23 protein-coding genes, 1 tRNA gene and 1 other annotated feature are annotated in these 24658 nt (G+C 39.3%); of the genes, 21 read left to right on the forward strand and 3 right to left on the reverse strand.

The features are described 5' to 3' along the window. Positions 1–35: 35 nt before the first annotated feature. The 12 genes from O3643_RS06390 to pyk all read left to right on the forward strand — a co-directional run bounded on the left by O3643_RS06390 (position 36) and on the right by pyk (position 14284). Positions 36–599, forward strand: coding sequence for an HAD-IA family hydrolase (locus O3643_RS06390; protein WP_371500645.1), 564 nt, complete (start codon positions 36–38; stop codon positions 597–599). Between the two features lie 14 nt (positions 600–613). After that, the gene (gene gyrB / locus O3643_RS06395) at positions 614–2560 is read left to right on the forward strand and encodes a DNA topoisomerase (ATP-hydrolyzing) subunit B (protein WP_371500647.1); all 1947 of its coding nucleotides are present in this window, start codon (positions 614–616) and stop codon (positions 2558–2560) included. Positions 2561–2640: 80 nt separating this feature from the next. Beyond that, positions 2641–4368, forward strand: coding sequence for a septation ring formation regulator EzrA (gene ezrA, locus O3643_RS06400; RefSeq protein WP_371500649.1), 1728 nt, complete (start codon positions 2641–2643; stop codon positions 4366–4368). A 115-nt stretch (positions 4369–4483) separates the two neighbouring features. Further along, positions 4484–5878 (forward strand): peptidoglycan-N-acetylglucosamine deacetylase PgdA, encoded by a 1395-nt coding sequence (pgdA, locus tag O3643_RS06405; RefSeq protein WP_371500651.1) that lies wholly within the window; start codon positions 4484–4486, stop codon positions 5876–5878. Positions 5879–5966: 88 nt separating this feature from the next. After that, positions 5967–6097, forward strand: a sequence feature (ribosomal protein L20 leader region). 15 nt (positions 6098–6112) lie between these two features. Then, on the forward strand, positions 6113–6643 hold the full coding sequence (gene infC / locus O3643_RS06410) for a translation initiation factor IF-3 (RefSeq protein ID WP_004253871.1): 531 nt from the start codon (positions 6113–6115) through the stop codon (positions 6641–6643). Positions 6644–6676: 33 nt separating this feature from the next. Continuing rightward, positions 6677–6877 (forward strand): 50S ribosomal protein L35, encoded by a 201-nt coding sequence (gene rpmI, locus O3643_RS06415; protein ID WP_001125942.1) that lies wholly within the window; start codon positions 6677–6679, stop codon positions 6875–6877. Between the two features lie 49 nt (positions 6878–6926). Further along, a complete protein-coding gene (gene rplT / locus O3643_RS06420; RefSeq protein WP_000124834.1) occupies positions 6927–7286 on the forward strand; it encodes a 50S ribosomal protein L20 in 360 nt (119 codons plus the stop codon). A 56-nt stretch (positions 7287–7342) separates the two neighbouring features. Then, positions 7343–7723: a VOC family protein gene (locus tag O3643_RS06425; protein ID WP_004253875.1), complete on the forward strand. Its 381-nt coding sequence runs from the start codon at positions 7343–7345 to the stop codon at positions 7721–7723. A gap of 208 nt (positions 7724–7931) precedes the next feature. After that, on the forward strand, positions 7932–8366 hold the full coding sequence (locus tag O3643_RS06430) for a hypothetical protein (RefSeq protein WP_371500654.1): 435 nt from the start codon (positions 7932–7934) through the stop codon (positions 8364–8366). A gap of 157 nt (positions 8367–8523) precedes the next feature. Further along, positions 8524–11625 (forward strand): DNA polymerase III subunit alpha, encoded by a 3102-nt coding sequence (locus O3643_RS06435; RefSeq protein ID WP_371500656.1) that lies wholly within the window; start codon positions 8524–8526, stop codon positions 11623–11625. Positions 11626–11705: 80 nt separating this feature from the next. Next, entirely contained in the window at positions 11706–12713 is a 1008-nt protein-coding gene (gene pfkA / locus O3643_RS06440; RefSeq protein WP_303407130.1) for a 6-phosphofructokinase, read from the forward strand. Between the two features lie 65 nt (positions 12714–12778). After that, the gene (pyk, locus tag O3643_RS06445) at positions 12779–14284 is read left to right on the forward strand and encodes a pyruvate kinase (protein WP_371500659.1); all 1506 of its coding nucleotides are present in this window, start codon (positions 12779–12781) and stop codon (positions 14282–14284) included. A gap of 309 nt (positions 14285–14593) precedes the next feature. Here pyk and O3643_RS06450 read toward each other — a convergent pair. Beyond that, positions 14594–14666: transfer RNA gene (locus tag O3643_RS06450), tRNA-Thr, on the reverse strand. 106 nt (positions 14667–14772) lie between these two features. Continuing rightward, on the reverse strand, positions 14773–15522 hold the full coding sequence (locus tag O3643_RS06455; RefSeq protein ID WP_371500661.1) for a lysophospholipid acyltransferase family protein: 750 nt from the start codon (positions 15520–15522) through the stop codon (positions 14773–14775). Between the two features lie 131 nt (positions 15523–15653). Between O3643_RS06455 and O3643_RS06460 the strand changes: the two genes are divergently transcribed. From O3643_RS06460 to galE, 5 genes are all read left to right on the forward strand, one after another. Further along, the gene (locus tag O3643_RS06460; RefSeq protein WP_371500663.1) at positions 15654–17990 is read left to right on the forward strand and encodes a cation-translocating P-type ATPase; all 2337 of its coding nucleotides are present in this window, start codon (positions 15654–15656) and stop codon (positions 17988–17990) included. A 101-nt stretch (positions 17991–18091) separates the two neighbouring features. Next, positions 18092–18769 (forward strand): tRNA (adenine(22)-N(1))-methyltransferase TrmK, encoded by a 678-nt coding sequence (locus O3643_RS06465; protein WP_371500665.1) that lies wholly within the window; start codon positions 18092–18094, stop codon positions 18767–18769. Beyond that, entirely contained in the window at positions 18756–19553 is a 798-nt protein-coding gene (locus tag O3643_RS06470; protein WP_371500667.1) for a Nif3-like dinuclear metal center hexameric protein, read from the forward strand. Before O3643_RS06465 ends, O3643_RS06470 begins: the two co-directional genes overlap by 14 nt. A gap of 16 nt (positions 19554–19569) precedes the next feature. Beyond that, positions 19570–20664 carry an NAD(P)/FAD-dependent oxidoreductase gene (locus O3643_RS06475; protein WP_371500669.1) on the forward strand — a complete coding sequence of 365 codons (1095 nt, stop codon included), beginning with the start codon at positions 19570–19572 and terminating at the stop codon, positions 20662–20664. Between the two features lie 106 nt (positions 20665–20770). Further along, on the forward strand, positions 20771–21790 hold the full coding sequence (gene galE / locus O3643_RS06480) for a UDP-glucose 4-epimerase GalE (protein ID WP_006152548.1): 1020 nt from the start codon (positions 20771–20773) through the stop codon (positions 21788–21790). Positions 21791–22040: 250 nt separating this feature from the next. Here the strand turns inward: galE and O3643_RS06485 are convergent, their stop codons facing one another. After that, entirely contained in the window at positions 22041–22244 is a 204-nt protein-coding gene (locus tag O3643_RS06485) for a ferredoxin (protein ID WP_006148835.1), read from the reverse strand. A gap of 45 nt (positions 22245–22289) precedes the next feature. On the opposite strand from O3643_RS06485, the gene O3643_RS06490 reads away from it, so the two are divergent. From O3643_RS06490 to O3643_RS06505, 4 genes are all read left to right on the forward strand, one after another. Next, a complete protein-coding gene (locus O3643_RS06490; protein WP_371500672.1) occupies positions 22290–22781 on the forward strand; it encodes an SAG1386/EF1546 family surface-associated protein in 492 nt (163 codons plus the stop codon). Positions 22782–22789: 8 nt separating this feature from the next. Next, complete coding sequence (gene cmk / locus O3643_RS06495; protein WP_371500674.1) at positions 22790–23461, forward strand: (d)CMP kinase; 672 nt, start codon at positions 22790–22792, stop codon at positions 23459–23461. Positions 23462–23599: 138 nt separating this feature from the next. Continuing rightward, a complete protein-coding gene (locus O3643_RS06500) occupies positions 23600–23938 on the forward strand; it encodes a zinc ribbon domain-containing protein YjdM (RefSeq protein WP_006152514.1) in 339 nt (112 codons plus the stop codon). A 2-nt stretch (positions 23939–23940) separates the two neighbouring features. Continuing rightward, positions 23941–24573 (forward strand): Pr6Pr family membrane protein, encoded by a 633-nt coding sequence (locus O3643_RS06505; RefSeq protein WP_036757713.1) that lies wholly within the window; start codon positions 23941–23943, stop codon positions 24571–24573. Positions 24574–24658: the final 85 nt, after the last annotated feature.

Consider the following 24658-nt stretch of genomic DNA (forward strand, 5'->3'; position numbering starts at 1 on the left):
CGCTTTTTTTTATAAAAAATGGTATAATGAAGGGTATGAAATATCACGATTACATCTGGGATTTAGGTGGAACCCTGCTTGATAATTATGAAACTTCTACAGCAGCTTTTGTAGAAATATTAGCAGAGTTCGGGATTGAACAGGAACACGATAGTGTTTACGAGGCTTTGAAGGTTTCGACTGCCTTTGCTATCGAAAAATATGCTCCAGGTATTGAAAACTTTCTTGAGAAATATAAGGAAAATGAAGCCCGTGAGCTGGAACACCCAGTTTTGTTTGATGGGATCCCGGCTCTCTTGGAAGAAATTTCGGACCAAGGTGGCCGTAACTTCTTGGTTTCTCATCGAAACGATCAGGTATTGGAGATTCTAGCGAAAACTGAGATAGCTCTTTACTTTACAGAAGTAGTGACGGCTAGTTCAGGTTTTAAACGCAAGCCTGATCCTGAATCGATGATTTATTTACGTGATAAGTATCATATAAGGTCAGGTCTAGTCATTGGTGACCGTGCCATTGATGTAGAAGCAGGACATGATGCAGGCTTAGATGCCTATCTCTTTGAGGATGTTGTGTCCTTAAAACAAGCAATAGACATGTAAGAAAAAGGGGAAAAATGACAGAAGATATTAAAAACCAACAGGCACAAGATTATGATGCCAGTCAAATTCAAGTTTTGGAAGGTCTGGAAGCTGTTCGTATGCGTCCAGGGATGTATATTGGTTCAACTGCCAAAGAAGGTCTTCACCACCTAGTCTGGGAAATCGTGGATAACTCTATCGACGAAGCTTTGGCGGGATTCGCTAGTCATATCGAGGTCTTTATTGAACCGGATGATTCAATTACAGTTGTCGATGATGGTCGTGGAATTCCTGTTGATATCCAAGAGAAAACAGGACGTCCTGCCGTTGAAACAGTCTTTACTGTTCTTCACGCCGGAGGTAAATTCGGCGGTGGCGGATACAAGGTATCTGGTGGACTCCATGGTGTAGGGTCATCAGTTGTAAATGCTCTTTCTACTCAGTTGGATGTTCGCGTTCATAAAAATGGAAAGATTCACTACCAAGAATACCGTCGTGGACATGTTGTTGCAGACCTTGAGGTGATCGGGGATACGGATAAAACAGGAACAATCGTTCACTTTACTCCAGACCCAGAAATTTTTACTGAGACAACGACATTTGATTTTGATAAATTAAATAAACGGATTCAAGAGTTAGCCTTTTTGAACCGGGGTCTTCAAATTTCTATTACTGACAAACGTGAAGGACTTGAACAAACCAAGCATTATCACTACGAAGGCGGGATTGCGAGCTACGTTGAGTACATCAACGAAAACAAGGATGTTATCTTTGATACACCAATCTACACGGATGGTGAAATGGAAGATATCACAGTCGAAGTTGCGATGCAGTACACAACGGGTTACCACGAGAATGTCATGAGTTTCGCCAACAATATTCATACCCATGAAGGTGGAACACATGAGCAAGGTTTCCGTACAGCCTTAACTCGTGTTATCAATGACTATGCTCGTAAAAACAAACTTCTAAAAGATAACGAAGATAACCTAACAGGTGAGGATGTCCGTGAAGGATTGACAGCCGTTATCTCTGTGAAGCATCCAAACCCTCAGTTTGAAGGACAAACTAAGACCAAACTTGGAAATAGTGAAGTTGTGAAGATTACCAATCGCCTCTTCAGCGATGCATTTTCTGACTTCCTTTTGGAAAATCCACAGATTGCTAAGCGCATCGTTGAAAAAGGGATTTTGGCTGCCAAAGCGCGTGTTGCTGCCAAGCGTGCGCGTGAAGTTACACGCAAAAAATCTGGTTTAGAAATTTCAAATCTTCCAGGAAAATTAGCGGACTGTTCATCAAACAATCCAGCTGAAACTGAACTTTTCATCGTCGAAGGAGACTCTGCAGGAGGTTCTGCAAAATCAGGACGTAATCGTGAGTTCCAAGCCATCTTACCAATTCGTGGTAAAATCCTTAATGTTGAAAAGGCAAGTATGGATAAAATCCTTGCTAATGAGGAGATTCGCAGTCTTTTCACAGCTATGGGAACAGGATTTGGCGCTGAGTTCGATGTTAGCAAAGCTCGCTATCAAAAACTGGTTATCATGACAGATGCTGATGTCGATGGAGCCCATATTCGTACTCTCTTGTTAACTCTGATTTATCGTTATATGAAACCCGTTCTAGAGGCTGGTTATGTTTATATCGCTCAACCACCAATTTACGGTGTCAAAGTTGGTAGTGAGATTAAAGAATATATTCAACCTGGCGCAGACCAAGAAATCCGCCTACAAGAAGCCCTGGCTCGCTACAGCGAAGGTCGTTCCAAACCAACCATTCAACGTTATAAAGGTCTTGGAGAGATGGATGACCACCAACTTTGGGAAACTACGATGAATCCTGAACATCGTCTCATGGCTCGTGTATCAGTAGATGACGCAGCAGAAGCAGATAAGATTTTTGATATGCTCATGGGTGATCGAGTTGAACCACGTCGAGAATTCATCGAAGAAAACGCTGTTTACAGTACTCTTGACGTATAAAAATATTGGGAAATAGTTCCCAAGGTTTGAAAAATATGATATAATCATTACAATTGTGTCATGTATAAAAGGAGTTTGATATGTCAAATAATCAGTTGATTATTACTTTGATTGGAATTGCAGTCCTGCTTCTTATTGCTTTTGCAGTAGCAATTTTGCTACGTAAACGAAATGAGAGTAGACTTGTAGCTTTAGAAGAAAAAAAAGAAGAACTATATAACCTTCCTGTTAATGATGAGGTAGAGGTTGTAAAAAACATGCATCTGATTGGTCAAAGTCAGGTTGCTTTTAGAGAATGGAACCAAAAATGGGTAGATTTGTCTCTTAACTCTTTTGCAGATATTGAGAATAATCTCTTTGAAGCTGAAGGATACAATAACTCATTCCGTTTCTTGAAAGCTAAGCACCAGATAGATCAAATTGAAAGTCAAATCCAACTTGTTGAAGAGGATATTGCAGCAATTCGTAATGCCTTGTCTGAGTTGGAAAAACAAGAGTCAAAAAATAGTGGACGTGTTCTGCATGCCCTAGATTTATTTGAGAAACTACAAAACACTGTAGCTGAAGATCCTGAAAAATATGGTCAAGCTCTTCCAGAAATTGAAAAACAATTGGAGAACATCCAATCTGAGTTTTCTCAATTTGTAACCTTGAATTCATCGGGAGATCCGGTTGAAGCAGCAGGCATTTTAGATAACGCTGAAAATCATATTTTAGCTTTGACACATATCGTTGAAAGAATTCCAGCGATTGTCACTAAGCTTACTACTGAATTGCCAGAACAACTTGAAGATTTAGAAGCTGGTTACCGCAAGCTTTTAGATGAAAACTACCATTTTGTAGAAACTGATATCGAATCTCGTCTCCAACTTCTCTATGAAGCCTTGAAGAATAATCACGAAAATATCCGTACATTGGAGTTGGATAATGCAGAGTATGAAAACACTCAAATCCAAGAAGAAATCAATGCACTTTATGATATTTTCACACGTGAAGTTAACGCTCATAAAGCTTTTGAGAAATTGGTAACTACCCTTCCTACCTATCTTAAACACTTGAAAGAAAACAATCAGGTACTAGTTAAAGATATCGAACGTCTTGGGAAAACTTATTTGATTTCAGAAAGCGATGTGAATCGAGTTCGTCGTCTTCAAGCTGATATCTCAGCCTTGAATGCTACTATTGAAGAAATGACCAATTCAGAGTCAGAAGTTTCAGAAGCATATTCTGTCTTACAAGAACGTTTGGAAAATCTCCAATCTACATTAAAAGATATTGAAGATAACCAAATCGGTGTTAGTGAACGTCTCGTTAAAATTGAAAAAGATGACATCAATGCTCGTCAAAAAGCAAATGTATATGTCAACCGTCTGCATACGATTAAACGCTACATGGAGAAGAGAAATCTTCCAGGAATTCCACAAAAATTCTTGAAGCTCTTCTTTGATGCAAGCCACAGTACAGAAGACTTGATGGCTGAGCTGGAACAAGCGCAAGTGAATATCGAATCTGTGAATCGTATCCTTGAGATTGCGACAAATGATATGAATATGTTAGAAGAAGAAACATACAGTATCGTTCAAAATGCAACATTGACAGAACAATTGCTTCAATATTCGAACCGTTACAGATCATTTGATGATCGTATTCAACAAGCTTTCCAAGAAGCTTTGAATATCTTTGAAACAACATTTGATTATCAAGCATCTTTCGAAAAAATCTCTCAAGCATTAGAAGTTGCTGAGCCTGGTGTTACCAATCGCTTCGTTACTTCTTATGAAAAAACAAGAGAAAGTATTCGTTTCTAATTTATAAAAGAATCCTAGATTTTTCTAGGGTTCTTTTACTTTTCTTTACCTATTTTAAATCTTTTTGTGCCATGTTTTCATTGAAATTATAGCTCATATTTGATATGATAAGACTATGACAAAAAAGAGATTACCCCAGAATAAAGTAAAGAAGAAAAACAATAAAAAACTTGGCATTCTTGTCTTGCTTTTGTTTCTCACAATGATAGCACTCGGTAGTGTGATTACCTATAAAGTGCTGAATAGACAAGCCTTTGAACAGAAGATTGAGAGTCTCAAGAAGGAAAAAGATGAAGCCTACTCCCAAGGAAGTCAAAAAGAGCATTTCCGCAAAGAAAAATCTGAAATTATCACCTATTATCCACTAGTCGGTGACAGCCTTATTTCCCCTATCAAGGATATCATCGTAAAAGACATCACTGACAAAGTAGAAGGTAAAGAACAGTTAATTTTTTATTACTCAGAAAAAGGGGATTCCTCTTTAACTGGGGTTGAAAATCGTTTGATTAAAAAACAGGCCTATGACTTAGCAAATTCTAATGTCGTTGAATTAGAAAATACTACTTTAGACCAGCTGTATCTGAAAGAGGATGGCTCTATCTTTACCTTGGATCAACTCTTTACAGACCCATCCACAGCTAAAGAAAAAATCCTTGAGGGTGTTAAGTCAGCTCTCCAAGATAAAAAAATAGAGCAATCAATTGTTGACCAAGTTTCAGCTGATTTCTCAGCAGCAGAATTGTCAAGCTGGAAGTTTGCTTACAAAGATAGTCAATTGGTTCTATATCCAGTCAAAGCAACGACTAATGTAGAAGAAATAGCAATGCCTATTTCAGATTTCTTTGATTATATTCAAACATCCTATCTAACAGAAAAAGATGCTGAACTATATAAAAAAGTTCAAGCAGAAAAACATAAAAAAGTGGTAGCTCTTACCTTTGATGATGGTCCTGATGGTAATACAACACCACAAGCCTTGGATATCTTAGCTAAGTACAAAATCAAAGCAACCTTCTTTGTCCAAGGGAAAAATATTGTAGGTAATGAAGCTATCCTCAAACGTATGCAGGCTGAGGGGCATGAAGTCGGAAATCATAGTTGGAACCATCCAGTTTTAACACAACTCTCATTAGAAGATGCTAAGAAACAAATTACGGATACAGAATCAGCAATCACTAGTGTTCTCGGAAAGAGTTCAAAATTGATGCGCCCACCATATGGTGCCATCTCAGATGATATCCGTAATAGTCTTGATTTGAGCTTTATTATGTGGGATGTCGATAGCTTAGACTGGAAGAGTAAAAACGAAGCAGCCATTCTAACAGAAATTCAACGTCAGACGACTGATGGTTCTATTATCCTTATGCACGATATCCATCAAACATCTGTTAACTCATTGCCAAAAGTTATTGAATATTTACAGGGACAAGGGTATAGCTTTGTTACAGTCTCTGAGTTACTAGGGAATCATGTAAAACCACATGAGATATACTATTCTCGTAACCAATAATTGGATTTAAATTCAATTATTAGAAAAAAACTAAAAAAGATTATTTTTATCTTGACAAGTAGGGAAAAACTTGATATCATATACAAGATGAGAAAAGCAGAAGTGAGAACTTCTCGCCTTGCGACTAACGTTGTCTGGCCCCTACAGATCAAGTTTCAGAAATGGACTATAATCATGTAGAGCGGATTTGCGTTAGCAAGTCCGCTCTTGTTTTTCTCTAAAATAAAAAAAGAGGTGAAAACCATAGCAAAGCAAGACTTATTCATCAATGATGAAATTCGTGTACGTGAAGTTCGCTTAATCGGTCTTGAGGGCGAACAATTGGGTATCAAACCACTTGGTGAAGCGCAAGCACTTGCGGACGACGCTAATGTGGACTTGGTTCTCATTCAACCTCAAGCTAAACCTCCTGTTGCGAAAATTATGGACTACGGTAAGTTCAAATTTGAGTACCAGAAGAAACAAAAAGAACAACGAAAAAAACAAAGCGTTGTGACCGTGAAAGAAGTTCGATTGAGCCCAGTTATTGATAAGGGTGATTTCGATACGAAACTTCGCAGTGCTCGCAAGTTCCTTGAAAAAGGGAACAAAGTGAAGGTTTCCATTCGCTTTAAGGGTCGTATGATTACCCATAAAGAGATTGGAGCAAAAGTTTTAGCCGATTTCGCTGAAGCAACTCAAGATATTGCTATCATCGAACAACGTGCTAAAATGGATGGTCGTCAAATGTTCATGCAGTTGGCCCCAGCAACTGACAAGAAATAATCTGTCAGAAAGTTAAAAAAAGGAGAAAATATCATGCCAAAACAAAAAACACACCGCGCATCAGCTAAACGTTTCAAACGTACAGGTTCTGGTGGACTTAAACGTTTCCGTGCTTACACTTCTCACCGTTTCCACGGAAAAACTAAGAAACAACGTCGTCATCTTCGTAAAGCATCTATGGTGCATTCAGGAGATTTCAAACGTATCAAAGCAATGCTTACTCGCTTGAAATAATCGCGTATTTGTAAGTTAACAATTCTAGGAAATATTGGAGGAAATATAAATGGCACGTGTTAAAGGTGGCGTTGTATCACGCAAACGTCGTAAACGTATTTTAAAATTAGCAAAAGGTTACTATGGAGCTAAACACATCTTGTTCCGTACTGCGAAAGAACAAGTAATGAACTCTTACTACTATGCATACCGTGACCGTCGTCAAAAGAAACGTGACTTCCGCAAATTGTGGATCACACGTATCAATGCGGCAGCTCGTATGAACGGACTTTCATACTCACAATTGATGCATGGTTTGAAATTGGCTGAGATCGAAGTTAACCGTAAAATGCTTGCTGACTTGGCTGTTAACGATGCAGCAGCTTTCACAGCTCTTGCAGATGCAGCTAAAGCAAAACTTGGTAAATAATTATTCACAAGACTGGTGCAAATTTGTCCCAGTCTTTTTTAAACAAAGGAGAAAAAATGGCTTCAAAAATGTTACACACTTGCTTGCGGGTAGAGAATCTTGAAAAATCAATTGCTTTTTATCAAGATGCATTTGGATTTAAGGAATTGCGTCGTCTGGACTTCCCAGAACACGCTTTTACCATTGTTTATCTAGGTCTTGATGGCGATGATTATGAATTGGAGTTGACTTACAACTACGATCATGGGCCTTATGTTGTGGGTGACGGTTTTGCGCACATCGCTCTAAGCACACCTGACCTTGAGGCTCTTCATAAAGAACATAGCGACAAGGGTTACGAAGTGACAAATCCAAATGGACTTCCAGGAACACAACCAAACTATTACTTTGTTAAAGATCCAGATGGATACAAGGTAGAAGTGATTCGTGAAAAATAATAAAAACTCCTCTTTTTCAAATTGAGCGAGACAATTTCACCTGTCTCAGAAAAACTTGATAGGGAGTAGTGTAGGTCATTTATGTTAGTTTCTTTCAGACAAATGTGTGCGTTTATCTGAGACTAACATAGATGGCTTTTTCTATCTAGCTTAATGTGACAAATTGGGATATAATAAAAATAATTAAACAAATTAGTGGGAGAAAAAGATGTCAGACCAAAATCCAAAAGTAGAACTAAACAAAGAAGAAGATAAACTAATTGTAGAAAATAATTCGGTGGAAGATATGAAGAATGGTCCAAAAGCAGTCAAGAAACCTTCGACTCTTCTATCTTTCTCATTTTATTTGTCACTTACCTATATTCTTCTATTTATAACTCTTGCTTTATTTACTGCTCCATGGGGAATTGTATTCTTGATTTTTCTAGGTCCTAATTTAATTGCTTACGCTATAGCAACTTTTTTAACTAGGATAGGAATCAAGAAAGTAAATAGAAAGTTCTTGTATGCGAGTGCAGGATTTTACCTGCTTTCCGGACTTTTAGCATTCGACCCGGATTGGGAGATGTTTAGGTTTTTTCCTTTTCTCTCCCTAGTTCTAGTTTTAATCGGGATATTTTTAACGAAAGATACAAGTAACTAAGTTAAAAAAGCTAGGCGCAATTCTTCTTCGAATTTATTTCATCTCATAAAACCATAGCCTTTAAGGCTGTGGTTTTTTAGTTTAATGATTAGAAAGAAATTGTGCTTCTATTTTTTAAAATGGTATAATAGAAAAAGAAAAAGGGAGGTGAGAAAGAATGATTGCCCAACTGGATACGAAAACTGTCTATAGTTTCATGGAGAGTATGGTTTCAATCAAGAGATATGTCAGCCTTGGGAAAGAATATGGCTATTCATCACTTGGCATCATGGATGAAGATAATCTCTATGGAGCCTATTATTTTATCAAAGAATGCCAAAAACAAGGAATTCAGCCTTTATTAGGCCTTGAGATAACACTTCATCATAAAGATGAATGGATCAATCTACGTTTTCTAGCCCTGTCAAACCGAGGTTATCAAAACCTGATGAAGCTGTCGTCTTTAAAGATGACAGGTAAAAAAGAATGGGCTGATTACTCTTCCTACCTTGAAGATATTTGTGTTATTGTTCCTTACTATCCTGAAATTGATTCCTTGGACTTAGGGCATGAATACTATATCGGAGTGTTTCCAGATACAGCTCAATCGAATTTTTCTCACCCTATTCTCCCACTTTATCGTGTTAATTCTTTTGAAGCTGAGGATTTAGAAACACTTCAAATGCTCAAGGCGATTAAGGAAAACGTGACCTTGAGAGAGGTTGATGTTCAATCTCAACAAGGCTTGTTTTTGCCTGCTGAACGTCTTGAACAGGTTTTTCTAGAGAAGTTCCCAATCGCACTGGATAATCTTGCAAGATTGGTCAAGGATACTTCCTACGAGATTGATAGTAGTCTCAAGCTTCCACGTTTCAATCCAGAGAGACCTGCTGTTGAAGAACTTCGGGAGAGAGCTATCAAGGGATTGGAAGAGAAAGGATTATGGAATCAGATTTATCAGGTTCGTTTAGAAGAAGAGTTATCAGTGATTCATGATATGGGATTCGATGACTATTTCTTGGTTGTCTGGGACCTCTTACGTTTTGGTCGTTCTCAAGGTTATTATATGGGGATGGGACGCGGATCCGCAGTTGGAAGTTTAGTGGCCTACGCTTTGGATATTACAGGAATTGATCCTGTAGCTAAAAATCTTATCTTTGAGCGCTTCTTAAATCGTGAACGCTACACCATGCCAGATATCGATATTGATATTCCAGATATCTATCGCCCTGAGTTTATTCGTTATGTTCGTGACCGTTATGGTAGTATCCACGCTGCGCAGATTGTCACTTACTCGACCTTTGGAGCCAAGCAAGCCATCCGAGATATCTTCAAACGTTATGGTGTCCCTGAGTATGAGTTGACAGCTATTACAAAAAAAATAGGTTCTAAAGATACTCTAACGACAGCCTATGAAGGAAATCTTGGTTTTAGACAACTCATTCAAAGTAAGATTGAGTACCAAAAGGCCTTTTCTATTGCTAAAAAGATTGAAGGATATCCACGACAGACTTCTATCCATGCAGCTGGAGTCGTTATCAGTGATAAAAATCTAACAGACTACATCCCTCTCAAGTATGGAGAGGATATGCTGATTACCCAATATGATGCGCATGGAGTTGAAGGAAATGGCTTGCTCAAGATGGATTTCTTGGGCCTACGAAACTTAACCTTCGCTCAAAAAATGCAGGAGCTCTTATATGAAACTCAAGGTATTTCACTAAGAATTGAGGATATTGATCTTGAAGATAAGGCAACCTTAGCCCTCTTTGCAGCTGGGAAGACCAAGGGAATCTTTCAGTTTGAACAACCTGGAGCCATACGCTTATTGAAACGAGTGAAACCACAAAATTTTGAAGAAGTAGTGGCGACGACTTCCTTGAACCGACCAGGTGCGAGCGACTATATCGATAACTTTGTTGCCAGAAAACATGGTAAAGAAAAGGTTACGGTTCTGGACCCTGTGCTAGAAGATATCCTAGTTCCAACCTATGGCATCATGCTTTATCAAGAGCAGGTGATGCAAGTAGCTCAACGCTATGCTGGTTTTAGCCTTGGGAAGGCCGATATGTTACGTCGCGCCATGGGGAAAAAGAACGCAGCTGAGATGCATCGAATGGAGGAGAGTTTTATCCAAGGGGCCCTCGAAAAAGGGCATGGACAAAAACAAGCTCAAGAAGTCTTTGCTGTAATGGAGAAATTTGCAGGTTATGGTTTTAACCGTTCGCATGCTTATGCTTATGCTGCCTTAGCTTTTCAGCTTGCCTACTTTAAAACACATTTTCCAGCAATCTTCTATCAGGTCATGCTCAATTATGCTAGCGGAGATTATATTCTAGATGCGCTTGAAATGGGCTTTGAACTAGCTCCGCTTTCTATCAATACGGTTCCATATCAAGATAAGTTAGCTGATAAGACAATTCATCTAGGACTCAAGAGTATCAAGGGAATGCCCCGTGATTTTGCCTACTGGATTATCGAGCATCGTCCATTTAGCAGTGTTGAAGATTTTATCACACGATTACCCAAAAATTATCAAAAGATTGGCCTCTTAACCCCTTTAGTGGAAGTAGGACTTTTTGATGGATTTGATAAAAACCGTCAAAAAATCTTAACCAATCTACCAACTCTCTTTATCTTTGTAGAAGAATTAGGTAGCCTCTTTGCAGATTCTAGCTATAGTTGGACAGATACAGAGGACTTTTCAAATATTGAAAAATTCCATAAAGAGCAGGATTGGTTAGGTGTAGGAATTAGCCAACACCCATTGCTGGTTTTAGCGAAGAATCCTTTGTATCCAATTGTGAGTTTATCTGAGCTTTCCGAGGGACAGACAGCTACAGTGCTCGTTGAAATTCAGTCTATCCGAGTGATTCGAACTAAAAAAGGTGAAAACATGGCCTTTTTGAAAGTTACCGATAGTAAAACAAGTCTGGAGGTCACTGTTTTTTCTGAACAGTACCGCCAATTTAAAAATCTCTTGCACGAAGGAAGTTTCTATTACCTAAACGGGAAAGTGCAAGCCAGAGATGGTCGTCTTCAATTAGTTTTAAATAATTTAAAAGAGGCAGTGAGTGAGCGTTTTTGGATTCAAGTTCTCAATCATGACCACGATTCTGAAATTTATCATATTTTAGATCAGTACAAGGGACAAATTCCTGTTGTCATTCGTTATGAAAATGAACAAAAAAATATTCTTTTGCCTGGTTATTTAGTTGCAAAAGACGCTGGCTTACAAGAATCTTTAAAACAGATTGTCATGAAAACGATTTATCGTTAAAAATCAATGAAAATAAAAGAATTTTAACTTTAAATATGGTATAATCAGTTAGAATGTTAAAGAAAAAGGAGCAAAACCAAATGAAACGTATTGCTGTTTTGACTAGTGGTGGGGACGCCCCTGGTATGAATGCTGCCATTCGTGCAGTTGTTCGTCAAGCAATCTCAGAAGGAATGGAAGTTTTTGGTATCTATGATGGATACGCTGGTATGGTTGCTGGTGAAATTTATCCACTTGATGCTGCATCAGTAGGAGACATCATTTCACGTGGTGGTACTTTCCTTCACTCAGCTCGTTACCCTGAGTTTGCAAAACTCGAAGGTCAACTTAAAGGGATTGAGCAATTGAAAAAACACGGTATCGAAGGTGTCGTGGTTATCGGTGGTGACGGTTCTTATCATGGAGCTATGCGCCTGACTGAGCATGGATTCCCTGCTATTGGACTTCCTGGAACAATCGATAACGATATCGTAGGTACTGACTTTACAATCGGATTTGACACTGCAGTAACAACTGCAATGGATGCAATCGATAAGATTCGTGATACATCATCAAGTCACCGTCGTACTTTCGTTGTTGAAGTAATGGGACGTAACGCTGGTGATATCGCTCTTTGGGCAGGTATCGCAACAGGTGCTGACGAAATCATCATCCCTGAAGAAGGCTTCAAATTTGAAGATATCGTAGCAAGCATCAAAGCTGGATATGAACACGGTAAAAAACACAACATTATCGTTTTAGCAGAAGGTGTCATGTCAGCAGCTGAATTTGGTCAAAAACTAAAAGAAGCTGGCGATACAAGCGACCTTCGTGTAACTGAACTTGGTCACATCCAACGTGGTGGTTCACCAACAGCTCGTGACCGTGTATTGGCGTCACGTATGGGTGCACACGCTGTTAAACTCCTTAAACAAGGAATCGGTGGTGTTGCTGTCGGTATTCGTAACGAGAAAATGGTTGAAAATCCAATTCTTGGAACTGCAGAAGAGGGAGCTTTGTTTAGCTTAACAGCTGATGGTAAGATTGTTGTCAATAACCCTCACAAAGCTGATATTGAACTTTCTGACTTGAACAAGAGCTTGTCATAATCAACTTTAACTAATCTGGTAAAATGACCATAAAAGGTCGAATTATATAAAGGAGTCACAAAATCATGAACAAACGTGTAAAAATCGTTGCAACTTTGGGTCCTGCGGTAGAAATCCGTGGTGGTAAAAAATTCGGTGATGACGGATACTGGGGTGAAAAACTTGACGTTGAAGCTTCAGCTAAAAACATTGCTCAATTGATTGAAGCAGGAGCTAACACTTTCCGTTTCAACTTCTCACACGGTGACCACCAAGAACAAGGTGACCGTATGGCAACTGTTAAACTTGCAGAAAAACTTGCAGGTAAAAAAGTTGGTTTCCTTCTTGACACTAAAGGTCCAGAAATCCGTACTGAATTGTTCGAAGGCGATGCTAAAGAGTACTCATACAAGACTGGTGAAAAGATCCGTGTTGCTACTAAACAAGGAATCAAATCAACTCGTGAAGTGATTGCTTTGAACGTTGCAGGTGCGCTTGACATCTATGATGACGTTGAAGTTGGTCGCCAAGTATTGGTTGACGATGGTAAATTGGGTCTTCGTGTTGTAGAAAAAGATGACGCAAGTCGTGAATTCGTTTGTGAAGTTGAAAATGACGGTGTGATCGCTAAACAAAAAGGTGTGAACATCCCTAACACGAAAATTCCTTTCCCTGCTCTTGCTGAACGTGATAACGCTGATATCCGCTTCGGTCTTGAACAAGGTATCAACTTCATTGCGATCTCATTCGTACGAACTGCTAAAGATGTCAACGAAGTTCGTGCAATCTGTGAAGAAACTGGTAACGGTCACGTTCAATTGTTCGCTAAGATCGAAAACCAACAAGGTATCGATAACTTGGACGAAATCATTGAAGCTGCTGACGGTATCATGATCGCTCGTGGTGACATGGGTATCGAAGTACCATTCGAAATGGTTCCAGTTTACCAAAAAATGATCATCACTAAAGTAAACGCTGCTGGTAAAGTTGTTATCACAGCAACAAACATGCTTGAAACAATGACTGAAAAACCACGTGCAACTCGTTCAGAAGTTTCAGACGTATTTAACGCTGTTATCGACGGAACTGACGCTACAATGCTTTCAGGTGAGTCTGCAAACGGTAAATACCCACTTGAGTCAGTAACAACAATGGCTACCATCGACAAGAACGCTCAAACTCTTCTTAACGAATACGGACGTTTGAACTCAGATACTTTCGAACGTAACTCTAAGACAGAAGTTATGGCTTCAGCTGTTAAAGACGCTACTAACTCAATGAATATCAAATTGGTTGTTACCCTTACTAAGACTGGTCACACAGCTCGTTTGATTTCTAAATACCGTCCAAATGCTGATATCTTGGCATTGACATTCGACGAATTGACAGAGCGTGGATTGATGTTGAACTGGGGTGTTATCCCAATGTTGACTGAAGCTCCATCATCAACTGATGATATGTTCGAAATCGCTGAACGTAAAGCAGTTGAAGCAGGTCTTGTAGAATCTGGTGACGATATCGTTATCGTTGCAGGTGTGCCACTTGGCGAAGCTGTTCGTACAAACACAATGCGTATCCGTACAGTACGTTAATCTAGCATTAAAAACCTATCATATCAGGCTTTACAGCTTGTATGATAGGTCTTTTTTTGTTTCATAAGGTCCAGGACCCTATTTGTTTAAGAAAAGAAAAAACTCTCTGGAAAAACCAGAGAGTGTGAGAGGCATCTCCATGTGAGAAACTGGTTCACACAATTTCTCAAGGTCCGCTCCTGCGTTATGACCTCCTTTGCGCAATTGTAGCTTTCGCTACATATCGACTCATCGCAGACTTTATTTTACTATAGAGCCAATACTTTGTCAAGAAAAAAACAGCTCCCCAGATAGGAACTGATGAATTGATGCTAATTGCCGGGATCGAACCGGCGACCTCATCCTTACCATGGATGCGCTCTGCCTACTGAGCTAAATCAGCTTACTTTGAAAGTATACTATAGATTTAAGCTTTTGTCAATATGCTAATTAGTATGGTAACTCATTGAAAAAGCCCAAGTAATAAACTTGGGCCTGTGAAAATTAGACTATTGTAATTGCTCTCTCTTTTTATCTGGGTTCCAAACAAAACTTGCAACAAAGGTAAAGAGGATTGTTAAAATTCCGATTATAATTGCTAGAATCAAGGCGGGGATACGGATGAGCCACCACAGTGGATTTGGTTTTTTATTGTTGTGCCACTGTTTTGTTTCCTCATCCAGGCGTTGAAATTCAGATTGGATGCGGTCTGCAACCATCTCAATTCCCTCATCATTCATCTTTTTAATATCTGAGATATCAATCGGATTTCCGAAATTCATATCAATACGTTCACGGCTGATGAGTCCTTTTAGAGTCATAGGGCCAGTATAGGTAACTGGCATAATACGAACCTTAGCCATCTTTGCGATGAGGGCTACACCACCCTTAACATCATTGGAATGACGACTACCACTAGGAAACATAATCAGTGAGCGATTGCTCTTTTTAAGAACATTAATTGGATATTTGATAGCAGAAGAACCTGGGTTATCACGGTCGATAGGGAAAGCACCACACATGCGAATCCACCAACCAAAGATGCGATTTGAAAAGAGTTCTTTTTTTGCCATAAAGACAAATTGCTTTGGTTTTGTTGCAAAAGCCATATAGACTGGATCCCACCAGGTACGGTGTGGCGCAACAAGGATATAGTTTTCATCTAAACTTGGAATTTTTTCAGTATTGTGAAAGTGAGCATTTCCATTGATTGACCATAGAATCAACATAACCAGCCCACGCAGATAAGTATAAAACATGATGTCTCCTTCAGTTTTCTTTCTTTTATTATACCTTATCATACTAGGACAGGCAAATGTTTTTTGTTTAGGCGGAATAGCTTTTCATATGAAATTAGAAATATTCAAAAAAAAATGATATGATAGAATTTATGGATAAAAATAAAATTATGGGATTAAGCCAATCAGAAGTCAAAGATCGTCAGAAACAGGGACAGGTCAATGATTTCCAAGCTTCAGCTAGTACTAGTACATGGCAGATTGTGAAGAGAAATGTCTTTACTTTATTCAATGCTTTAAACTTTGCCATTGCCCTAGCGCTCGCCTTTGTTCAAGCCTGGAGCAACCTAGTTTTCTTTGCGGTTATCTGTTTTAATGCATTTTCTGGGATTGTAACTGAGCTACGAGCTAAACATATGGTTGATAAACTCAATCTCTTGAATAAAGAAAAGATTATCACTATTCGTGATGGACAAGAGATAGCTCTGGATCCTGAGGAGCTTGTTTTGGACGATGTGATTCGCTTGTCAGCAGGAGATCAGATTCCAAGTGATGCCATTGTATTAGAAGGTTTTGCAGAAGTCAACGAAGCCATGTTAACGGGTGAGAGCGACTTGGTGCAAAAAGAAGTAGAAGACTTAATGTTGTCGGGTAGCTTTCTTGCAAGTGGTTCTGTCCTCGCTCAGGTACATCATGTTGGGGCAGATAACTATGCTGCTAAACTCATGCTTGAAGCTAAGACAGTGAAGCCAATTAACTCTCGTATCATGAAATCGCTAGACCGGTTAGCTGGCTTTACTGGGAAAATTATCATTCCTTTTGGTATTGCTCTCTTGCTTGAAGCCTTGGTCTTAAAAGGTCTGCCACTCAAGTCTTCTGTAGTCAATTCATCTACAGCTCTTTTGGGGATGTTGCCTAAAGGTATCGCGTTACTTACTATAACTTCGCTTTTGACCGCAGTGATAAAATTAGGACTTAAAAAGGTTTTAGTACAAGAAATGTATTCTGTTGAGACCTTGGCACGTGTGGATATGCTCTGCTTGGATAAGACAGGGACAATCACCCAAGGGAAGATGCAGGTTGAGACGGTCCTTCCTCTTACGCAAGCTTACGACAAAGATGCCATTGCCAAAATACTAACCAGCTATATGGCACACAGTGAGGATAAAAATCCAACTGCCCAAGCTATTCGAAAGCGTTTTGCGGGAGAGGTAGCTTATCCGATGATTTCTAGCCTTCCATTTTCAAGTGATCGAAAATGGGGAGCAATGGAGTTGGAAGGTCTAGGAACTGTTTTCCTAGGCGCACCGGAGATGTTGTTGAATGCTGAAGTTCCTGAAGCTAGAGAAGCTCTTGAACGAGGATCTCGTGTCTTGGTGTTAGCGCTCAGTCAAGAAAAACTTGACTATCACAAGCCACAAAAGCCATCTGATATTCAGGCTTTGGCTTTGCTTGAGATTCTAGATCCGATTCGAGAAGGTGCTGCTGAGACGCTAGACTATCTTCGTTCTCAGGAAGTGGGATTGAAAATTATCTCTGGTGATAATCCAGTCACTGTTTCAAGTATTGCTCAAAAAGCAGGTTTTGCAGACTATCAGAGCTATGTAGATTGTTCGAAAATTAATGATGAAGAATTGATAGCCATGGCTGAGGAAACAGCCATTTTCGGACGTGTCTCACCTCATCAAAAGAAACTGATTATCCAAACTCTGAAAAAAGCAGGTCACACCACTGCTATGACAGGAGATGGTGTCAATGATATTCTAGCTCTCCGTGAGGCAGACTGTTCCATTGTTATGGCTGAAGGAGACCCAGCAACTCGTCAGATTGCAAATCTGGTCCTCTTGAATTCAGATTTCAATGATGTTCCTGAGATTCTCTTCGAAGGTCGTCGTGTGGTCAATAACATTGCCCACATTGCTCCGATTTTCTTGATTAAGACAATCTATTCCTTCTTGCTAGCAGTAATCTGTATTGCTAGTGCTTTGTTGGGACGTACTGAATGGATTTTGATTTTCCCATTCATTCCGATTCAGATAACTATGATTGACCAGTTCGTGGAAGGATTCCCACCGTTTGTATTAACTTTTGAACGAAATATCAAACCTGTGGAACAAAACTTCCTCAGAAAATCCATGCTTCGAGCTTTACCAAGTGCCTTGATGGTAGTCTTTAGTGTTCTCTTTGTTAAAATTTTTGGAACCAGTCAAGGCTGGTCAGCCATTGAAATTTCGACACTTCTGTATTATCTATTGGCATCGATTGGTTTCATGTCTGTAGTTAGAGCTTGCTTGCCATTTAGTCTTTGGCGTGTTCTTTTGATTATTTGGTCAATAGGTGGATTTCTTGGAACAGCTCTATTCCCAAGAATCCAAAAATTGCTTGAAATTTCAACACTTACAGGTCAAACATTGCCTATCTATGGCATTATGATGCTCGTCTTTATTGTGATGTTCATACTGACAAGTCGTTATCAAGTTAAAAGATAAAGAAAGACTGCAATCCAAGATTGCGGTCTTTTTTAGGTGCGGGATAGCCAGATAAAATATGGTATAATAAAGGGAAATAGAGTTTTTGAAAGTGAGAGAAGATGATTTCAAAGAGATTAGAAACAGTAGCTTCTTTTGTTCCCCAAGGAGCTGTTTTGCTGGACGTCGGTAGCGACCATGCTTATTTACCTATTGAACTTGTGAAAGAAGGTCGAATAGATCGTGCTATCGCTGGTGAAGTTGTAGAGGGTCCCTATCAATCTGCAGTTAGAAATGTTGAAAGTCATGGCTTGACTCAGAAAATTCAGGTTCGTTTAGCCAATGGTTTAGCAGCTTTCGAAGAAAGTGACCAGGTCTCTGTTATCACTATTGCAGGAATGGGTGGTCGTTTGATTGCTACGATATTAGAAGAGGGTTTGGACAAACTAGCCAATGTTGAGCGATTGATTCTTCAACCTAATAATCGTGAAGATGAGTTACGTTCTTGGTTACAAGAGCATGGATTTCAGATTGTAGCTGAAAGTATTTTAGAGGAAGCTGGAAAATTTTACGAGATTCTAGTAGTGGAAGCTGGAGAAATGAAATTGTCAGCAAGTGACACCCGTTTTGGTCCTTTTCTATCTAAAGAAAGTAGCCCCGTATTTGTCCAAAAGTGGCAAAAAGAAGCAAGTAAGCTCGAATTTGCCCTTAGTCAAATCCCAGAAAAAAATCATGAAGAACGTCAAGTTTTAGTAGATAAAATTCAAGCCATCAAGGAGGTGCTCCATGAAAGCAAGTGAAGTGATTAAGCGTTATGAAGCCTATTGTCCTCAAGAATTTTCTATGGAAGGCGATAATCGTGGACTGCAGATTGGAACTTTAGACAAGGACATCCAAAAAGTCATGGTTGCCCTTGATATCCGTGAAGATACAGTGGCAGAAGCTATTGAAAAGGGTGTAGATTTGATTATTGTCAAGCACGCGCCTATTTTCCGTCCAATCAAGGACTTGGTAGCTAGTCGCCCTCAAAATCAGATTTATATTGATCTTATCAAGCATGATATTGCAGTCTACGTTAGCCATACTAATATTGATATTGTTGAAAACGGCCTTAATGACTGGTTCTGCCAGATGTTAGGTGTACAGGATACAACTTATCTGCAGGAAACAGGTCCTGAATGTGGCATTGGGCGTATTGGCAATATTAAACCTCAAACGTTTGAAGAATTTGCTAGTCATGTTAAGGAAGTATTTGGCCTAGATAGTCTTCGTATGGTGTATTATAAAGAGACTGATTTGCAAAAAACAATTTCAAGAGTAGCTATTTGTGGTGGCAGTGGGCAGTCTTTCTACTCTGATGCTTTAGTAAAAGGAGCAGATATTTACATTACTGGTGACATCTATTACCACACTGCCCAAGATATGTTGTCAGACGGCTTGTTGGCTCTGGATCCAGGCCACTATATTGAAGTTCTCTTTGTTGAAAAAATTGCAGCGTTCCTGAATGAATGGAAGGAAGAGAATGCTTGGTCTCTAGAGGTTATCGCAAGTCAAGCGTCCACCAATCCATTCCATCATATCTAGTTAGAAGGTAAAGACAATGAAAAAAGTTGCCATTGTAGGGGCAGGAATTGTAGGAGCAACGGCTGCCTACTATCTTTCTAAGGAAGCTGATATCGAAGTCACTGTTTTTGATCATGGGCTTGGGCAGGCAACAAAGGCAGCAGCTGGTATTATCAGTCCCTGGTTTTCTAAACGACGCAATAAGGCTTGGTATAAGATGGCGCGCCTAGGAGCTGATTTCTATGTAGATTTATTAGCTGAACTAGAAAGATCGGGTCAAAAAGTTGATTTTTACCAAGGTTCTGGTGTCTTTCTTCTTAAAAACGATGACTCTAAGCTAGAGGAGCTCTATCAACTGGCTTTGCAACGTAGAGATGAATCTCCCTTGATTGGGGAATTAGCCATTTTGGACCAAGCGACTGCTAGTAACTTATTTCCCGGTCTAGAGGGATTTGAACGTTTACTCTATGCTTCTGGAGGAGCTCGAGTAGATGGACAACTCCTAGTGAGTCGCTTACTGGAAGCCAGTCAAGTGAAGGTCATAAATAAAGAGGTCAGTCTAACCCCTCTATCATCGGGCTATCAGATAGACGATCAAATGTTTGACCAAGTCATCTTATCCACAGGAGCTTGGCTTGGCCACATATTAGAGCCATTAGGATATGAGGTAGACGTTCGTCCTCAAAAGGGGCAACTCCGAGATTACCAAGTGCCACAAGACATGGGAACTTACCCTGTAGTTATGCCGGAAGGTGAGTGGGATTTGATACCATTTCCGGGAGGTAAATTATCTCTAGGAGCTACCCATGAAAATGACATGGGATTTGACCTAGCAGTTGATGAGAATTTGATCCAACAAATGGCTGAAGCAGCAAGTTCGTTTTATCCGAGCTTAAAAGATGCAATGATAAGTGGTGAACGTGTAGGAATTCGGGCTTATACGAATGATTTTTCGCCGTTTTTCGGACAAGTGCCAAACTTGTCAGGAGTATTTGCTGCGAGTGGATTAGGATCGTCAGGATTGACAACTGGACCCATTATAGGCTATCACTTAGCCCAAATGCTTCAAGGGAGAAAAGGAGTCTTGGATCCAGCGGATTATCCGACTGAAAGATATATTAAAGAGAAATAATCGTCAACTTTTTACCTAGTTTTTACGATAGTATTAGGATAGTAAATGACTTTCCCTATCAAAAATGGTAAAATGAAAAAAATAATTCAAGAATAGAGGAAAAATAATGCAAGAAAAGATTTTGGTAACAGGTGGAGCAGGTTTTATCGGAACTCACACTGTCATCGAACTGGTCCAAGCTGGACATCAGGTTGTTGTGGTGGATAATTTGGTAAACAGTAGTCGTAAAAGTCTTGAAGTAGTCGAAAGAATCACTGGGGTAGAAATTCCTTTCTACGAAGCAGATATTCGTGACACAGATACACTTCGTGACATTTTCAAACATGAAGAGCCAACAGGTGTGATTCATTTTGCTGGTTTGAAGGCAGTTGGTGAGTCAACTCGTATCCCACTTGCCTACTATGATAACAATATTGCCGGTACAGTTAGCCTTTTGAAGGCAATGGAAGAAAACAACTGTAAGAACATTATCTTCAGTTCTTCAGCAACAGTTTATGGAGATCCACATACTGTTCCAATCCTAGAAGATTTCCCACTTTCAGCTACCAACCCTTATGGCCGTACCAAGCTTATGCTTGAAGAAATTTTGACAGATATCCATAAAGCAGATTCAGAGTGGAACGTTGTCTTACTTCGTTACTTCAACCCAATTGGGGCGCATGAGAGTGGTGACCTAGGAGAAAATCCAAACGGCATTCCAAACAACCTTTTGCCATATGTAACACAAGTCGCAGTTGGTAAGTTAGAACAAGTTCAAGTCTTCGGAGATGACTACGATACTGAAGATGGAACAGGTGTTCGTGACTATATCCACGTCGTTGACCTAGCAAAAGGACACGTTGCTGCCCTTAAGAAGCTTCAAAAAGGCTCAGGACTCAATGTCTATAACCTTGGTACTGGAAAAGGCTACTCAGTTCTTGAAATTATCCAAAATATGGAAAAAGCTGTTGGACGCCCAATTCCATACCGTATCGTTGAACGTCGCCCTGGTGATATTGCAGCCTGCTACTCAGACCCAGCAAAAGCTAAGGAAGAGCTCGGATGGGAAGCTGGACTTGGTATTACAGAAATGTGTGAAGATGCATGGCGTTGGCAAAGCAAACATCCAAATGGATTTGAAGACTAATCGTTTGATTAAATAAAAAAGAGGAAGTAATTCCTCTTTTTTTATAACTTTATATGTGGTTGAAATAAAAAATTTGATTAGTGCTTAAGTGATAGAAAAATGTCTTAAAAGAACAGTTTATTTATTATTGAAATGCTGGAACAAATAAAAGTAAAATTGTATAAAAATAGCTAGCAAAAGACTATAATTTTCTAGAAAAATATGCTAAACTAGAGGGAGTGGAAATTAGAGATTGATGTTCCACCAAATTTTAAGATTCATCTATAATCAGAGCACGAGTAGGGCAATTTTTAACGGCTTCTAAAATGTCGTCGTTGCAAGCAATTTCTCGCTCTAATTGCTCAGATTCATCGTAAAAACGGACGATACCATTATCATGGTAATCAAATAATTCTGAATAAGTTTGGCAGAGCCCACAAGCGATGCAACGTTCAGGTATAAGTCTAATCTTCATATTTATATTGTAATAAGAAACTAAAAAAAACTCAAGGAGTAAGGTATGGAAAAGGAACCGTGGCAAGAAGATATTTATGAAAACCAAGAAGAGGAATCAAGAACAGAACGCCGTCAACGAAACAAAAAAGGTTCAGGTGTCGTTGCCAATCGTATTTTAACGGTTCTAGCTATTCTCTTCTTTGTGATTGTTGTTGGGATGGTAGTTGTATTGGTCTACTTGTCATCAGGCGGAAGTGATCGCACTTCAGCTTTGAAAGATTTTTATGATTCTTCAGCTCCAAAAGTAGAAGAAGTTACAACAGTGGCTACTACTGCTCAGTCAACAGAGTCAACAGAATCAGAGAAAACTCAACAAGAACATACAGAGGCACATACTGATTCTGAAGGAACTATTACAGTTTTGCCAGGAGAAGGTGAAGCAGCGATTGCGGCTCGCGCTGGAATCTCTATTGCTCAACTTGAAGCTCTAAACCCCGGTCATATGTCTTCAGGAACTTGGTTTGCAAATCCTGGTGATGTCCTTAAGACAAGATAGGAGTGACAATGAAAACAATTCAGATTGCTATTGATGGGCCAGCTTCCAGTGGTAAGAGTACAGTAGCTAAGATTATTGCTAAGGACTTTGGCTATACTTATCTGGATACAGGCGCTATGTATCGTGCGGCGACTTACATCGCATTGAAAAACCAAATTAGCCCAGATGAGCCATCTCAACTTCTTGAATTATTGGAACAATACCCGATTAGTTTTGGTCGCGCTGAAACAGGAGAACAGCTTGTTTTTGTTGGAGATGTAGATGTAACAAATCCAATCCGAGAAAATGAAGTAACCAACGCTGTTTCTGCTTTTGCGGCGATTCCAGCTGTTCGTGAAAAATTGGTAGCCCTTCAGCAAGAAATTGCCCGACTAGGTGGTATCGTTATGGATGGCCGCGATATTGGAACAGTAGTCTTGCCTCAGGCTGAATTGAAAATTTTTCTAGTAGCATCTGTAGATGAGCGTGCGGAACGTCGTTACAAGGAAAATCTTTCAAAGGGAATCGAAACAGATTTGGAAACTTTGAAAGAAGAGATTGCTGCGCGTGATTATAAAGATAGTCATCGTGAAACTTCACCTCTCAAGCAAGCTGAGGATGCAATCTATTTGGATACGACTGGCCTTTCTATTTTAGAAGTTGTTGAAAAAATTAAATTAGAAGCTCAAAAACATTTATAAGAACTATAAAAACGATGAACTGAATTTCGGTTTGTCGTTTTTTATCATAATTTGTCAAATAGTCTGTTTTAAGGTATAATAGTTGCTGTTGAAGAAAATTTGACAATCAAATAATCATAAATTTTTTAAGGAGATAACATGAGTCAATTACCAAATTGCCCAAAATGTAATTCAGAATATGTATATGAAGATGGCGCACTTCTAGTTTGTCCAGAATGTGCTTACGAGTGGAATCCTGCTGAGCAAGCAGAAGCAGAAGAAGGCATTGTTGCCATCGATGCAAATGGGAACAAACTAGCTGATGGAGATACAGTAACCTTGATTAAAGATTTGAAGGTTAAAGGGGCTCCTAAAGACCTCAAACAAGGAACTCGTGTGAAAAACATCCGTATTGTTGAAGGTGACCACAATATTGACTGTAAGATTGATGGTTTTGGTGCTATGAAGCTTAAATCAGAATTTGTGAAGAAGATTTAATCATGATTAAAAATGAAAAAGTAATATTTTATAGTCGTATCTTTTTATTTATAGCAGCCTTTACCGGTGTATACTTGGAGATTACCAAGCGCGGTGGTTTAGGGATGTTGCTATACTACACAGTACTTTCTAACCTTTTGGTTGTACTTTTTACAGCTTATCTTTTGTTAAAGATGCGTGGTGGAGGTGATAGTTGGCAGAGTCCTGGTATTCTACGTCTCAAAGGTGGCGTCACTATGAGTATTATGATTACTTGTGTCATCTATCATTTCATGCTAGCTCCCTTGACGACAGATTTTTACCGTTTGGAAAATTTCCTTTGCCATTATATTGTCCCTCTCTGGTTTTTAGCAGATACAATTATTTTTGATAAGAGTCGTCAATATAAGTTAGTCGATCCCATGCTTTGGACTAGCCTTCCTTTGCTTTATATGATTTTTGCCCTCTTAAACGGTTTTGTTCTAAAGATGGATGTCCCTAATGCTAAGGATAGTCCCTTCCCTTATTTCTTTTTGAATGCTACCAAACATGGTTGGGGCTTTGTCTTTAAATGGGCAGCAACTATCTTTGTTGCCTACATGGTTTCAGGATATCTCTTTTATCTTGTGAAAAGTATTAAAAAATCTAAGAAATAAAAGTACCCAATGTGGGTGCTTTTTTTGTGATAGAGATAATTGTACCCGGACAAATCGATTTATTTTATCTTGTTATGCAGTCTTT

This window comes from Streptococcus sp. 20925_1_44, from assembly GCF_041432435.1.
Classification (GTDB): domain Bacteria; phylum Bacillota; class Bacilli; order Lactobacillales; family Streptococcaceae; genus Streptococcus; species Streptococcus infantis.

Coding starts and splice junctions, on each gene's coding strand:
- O3643_RS06390 (WP_371500645.1), top strand. CDS start 36: ATGAAATATCACGATTACATCTGGGATTTAGGTGGAACCCTGCTTGAT.
- gyrB (WP_371500647.1), top strand. CDS start 614: ATGACAGAAGATATTAAAAACCAACAGGCACAAGATTATGATGCCAGT.
- ezrA (WP_371500649.1), top strand. CDS start 2,641: ATGTCAAATAATCAGTTGATTATTACTTTGATTGGAATTGCAGTCCTG.
- pgdA (WP_371500651.1), top strand. CDS start 4,484: ATGACAAAAAAGAGATTACCCCAGAATAAAGTAAAGAAGAAAAACAAT.
- rpmI (WP_001125942.1), top strand. CDS start 6,677: ATGCCAAAACAAAAAACACACCGCGCATCAGCTAAACGTTTCAAACGT.
- rplT (WP_000124834.1), top strand. CDS start 6,927: ATGGCACGTGTTAAAGGTGGCGTTGTATCACGCAAACGTCGTAAACGT.
- O3643_RS06425 (WP_004253875.1), top strand. CDS start 7,343: ATGGCTTCAAAAATGTTACACACTTGCTTGCGGGTAGAGAATCTTGAA.
- O3643_RS06430 (WP_371500654.1), top strand. CDS start 7,932: ATGTCAGACCAAAATCCAAAAGTAGAACTAAACAAAGAAGAAGATAAA.
- O3643_RS06435 (WP_371500656.1), top strand. CDS start 8,524: ATGATTGCCCAACTGGATACGAAAACTGTCTATAGTTTCATGGAGAGT.
- pfkA (WP_303407130.1), top strand. CDS start 11,706: ATGAAACGTATTGCTGTTTTGACTAGTGGTGGGGACGCCCCTGGTATG.
- pyk (WP_371500659.1), top strand. CDS start 12,779: ATGAACAAACGTGTAAAAATCGTTGCAACTTTGGGTCCTGCGGTAGAA.
- O3643_RS06455 (WP_371500661.1), bottom strand. CDS start 15,522: ATGTTTTATACTTATCTGCGTGGGCTGGTTATGTTGATTCTATGGTCA.
- O3643_RS06460 (WP_371500663.1), top strand. CDS start 15,654: ATGGATAAAAATAAAATTATGGGATTAAGCCAATCAGAAGTCAAAGAT.
- O3643_RS06465 (WP_371500665.1), top strand. CDS start 18,092: ATGATTTCAAAGAGATTAGAAACAGTAGCTTCTTTTGTTCCCCAAGGA.
- O3643_RS06470 (WP_371500667.1), top strand. CDS start 18,756: ATGAAAGCAAGTGAAGTGATTAAGCGTTATGAAGCCTATTGTCCTCAA.
- O3643_RS06475 (WP_371500669.1), top strand. CDS start 19,570: ATGAAAAAAGTTGCCATTGTAGGGGCAGGAATTGTAGGAGCAACGGCT.
- galE (WP_006152548.1), top strand. CDS start 20,771: ATGCAAGAAAAGATTTTGGTAACAGGTGGAGCAGGTTTTATCGGAACT.
- O3643_RS06485 (WP_006148835.1), bottom strand. CDS start 22,244: ATGAAGATTAGACTTATACCTGAACGTTGCATCGCTTGTGGGCTCTGC.
- O3643_RS06490 (WP_371500672.1), top strand. CDS start 22,290: ATGGAAAAGGAACCGTGGCAAGAAGATATTTATGAAAACCAAGAAGAG.
- cmk (WP_371500674.1), top strand. CDS start 22,790: ATGAAAACAATTCAGATTGCTATTGATGGGCCAGCTTCCAGTGGTAAG.
- O3643_RS06500 (WP_006152514.1), top strand. CDS start 23,600: ATGAGTCAATTACCAAATTGCCCAAAATGTAATTCAGAATATGTATAT.
- O3643_RS06505 (WP_036757713.1), top strand. CDS start 23,941: ATGATTAAAAATGAAAAAGTAATATTTTATAGTCGTATCTTTTTATTT.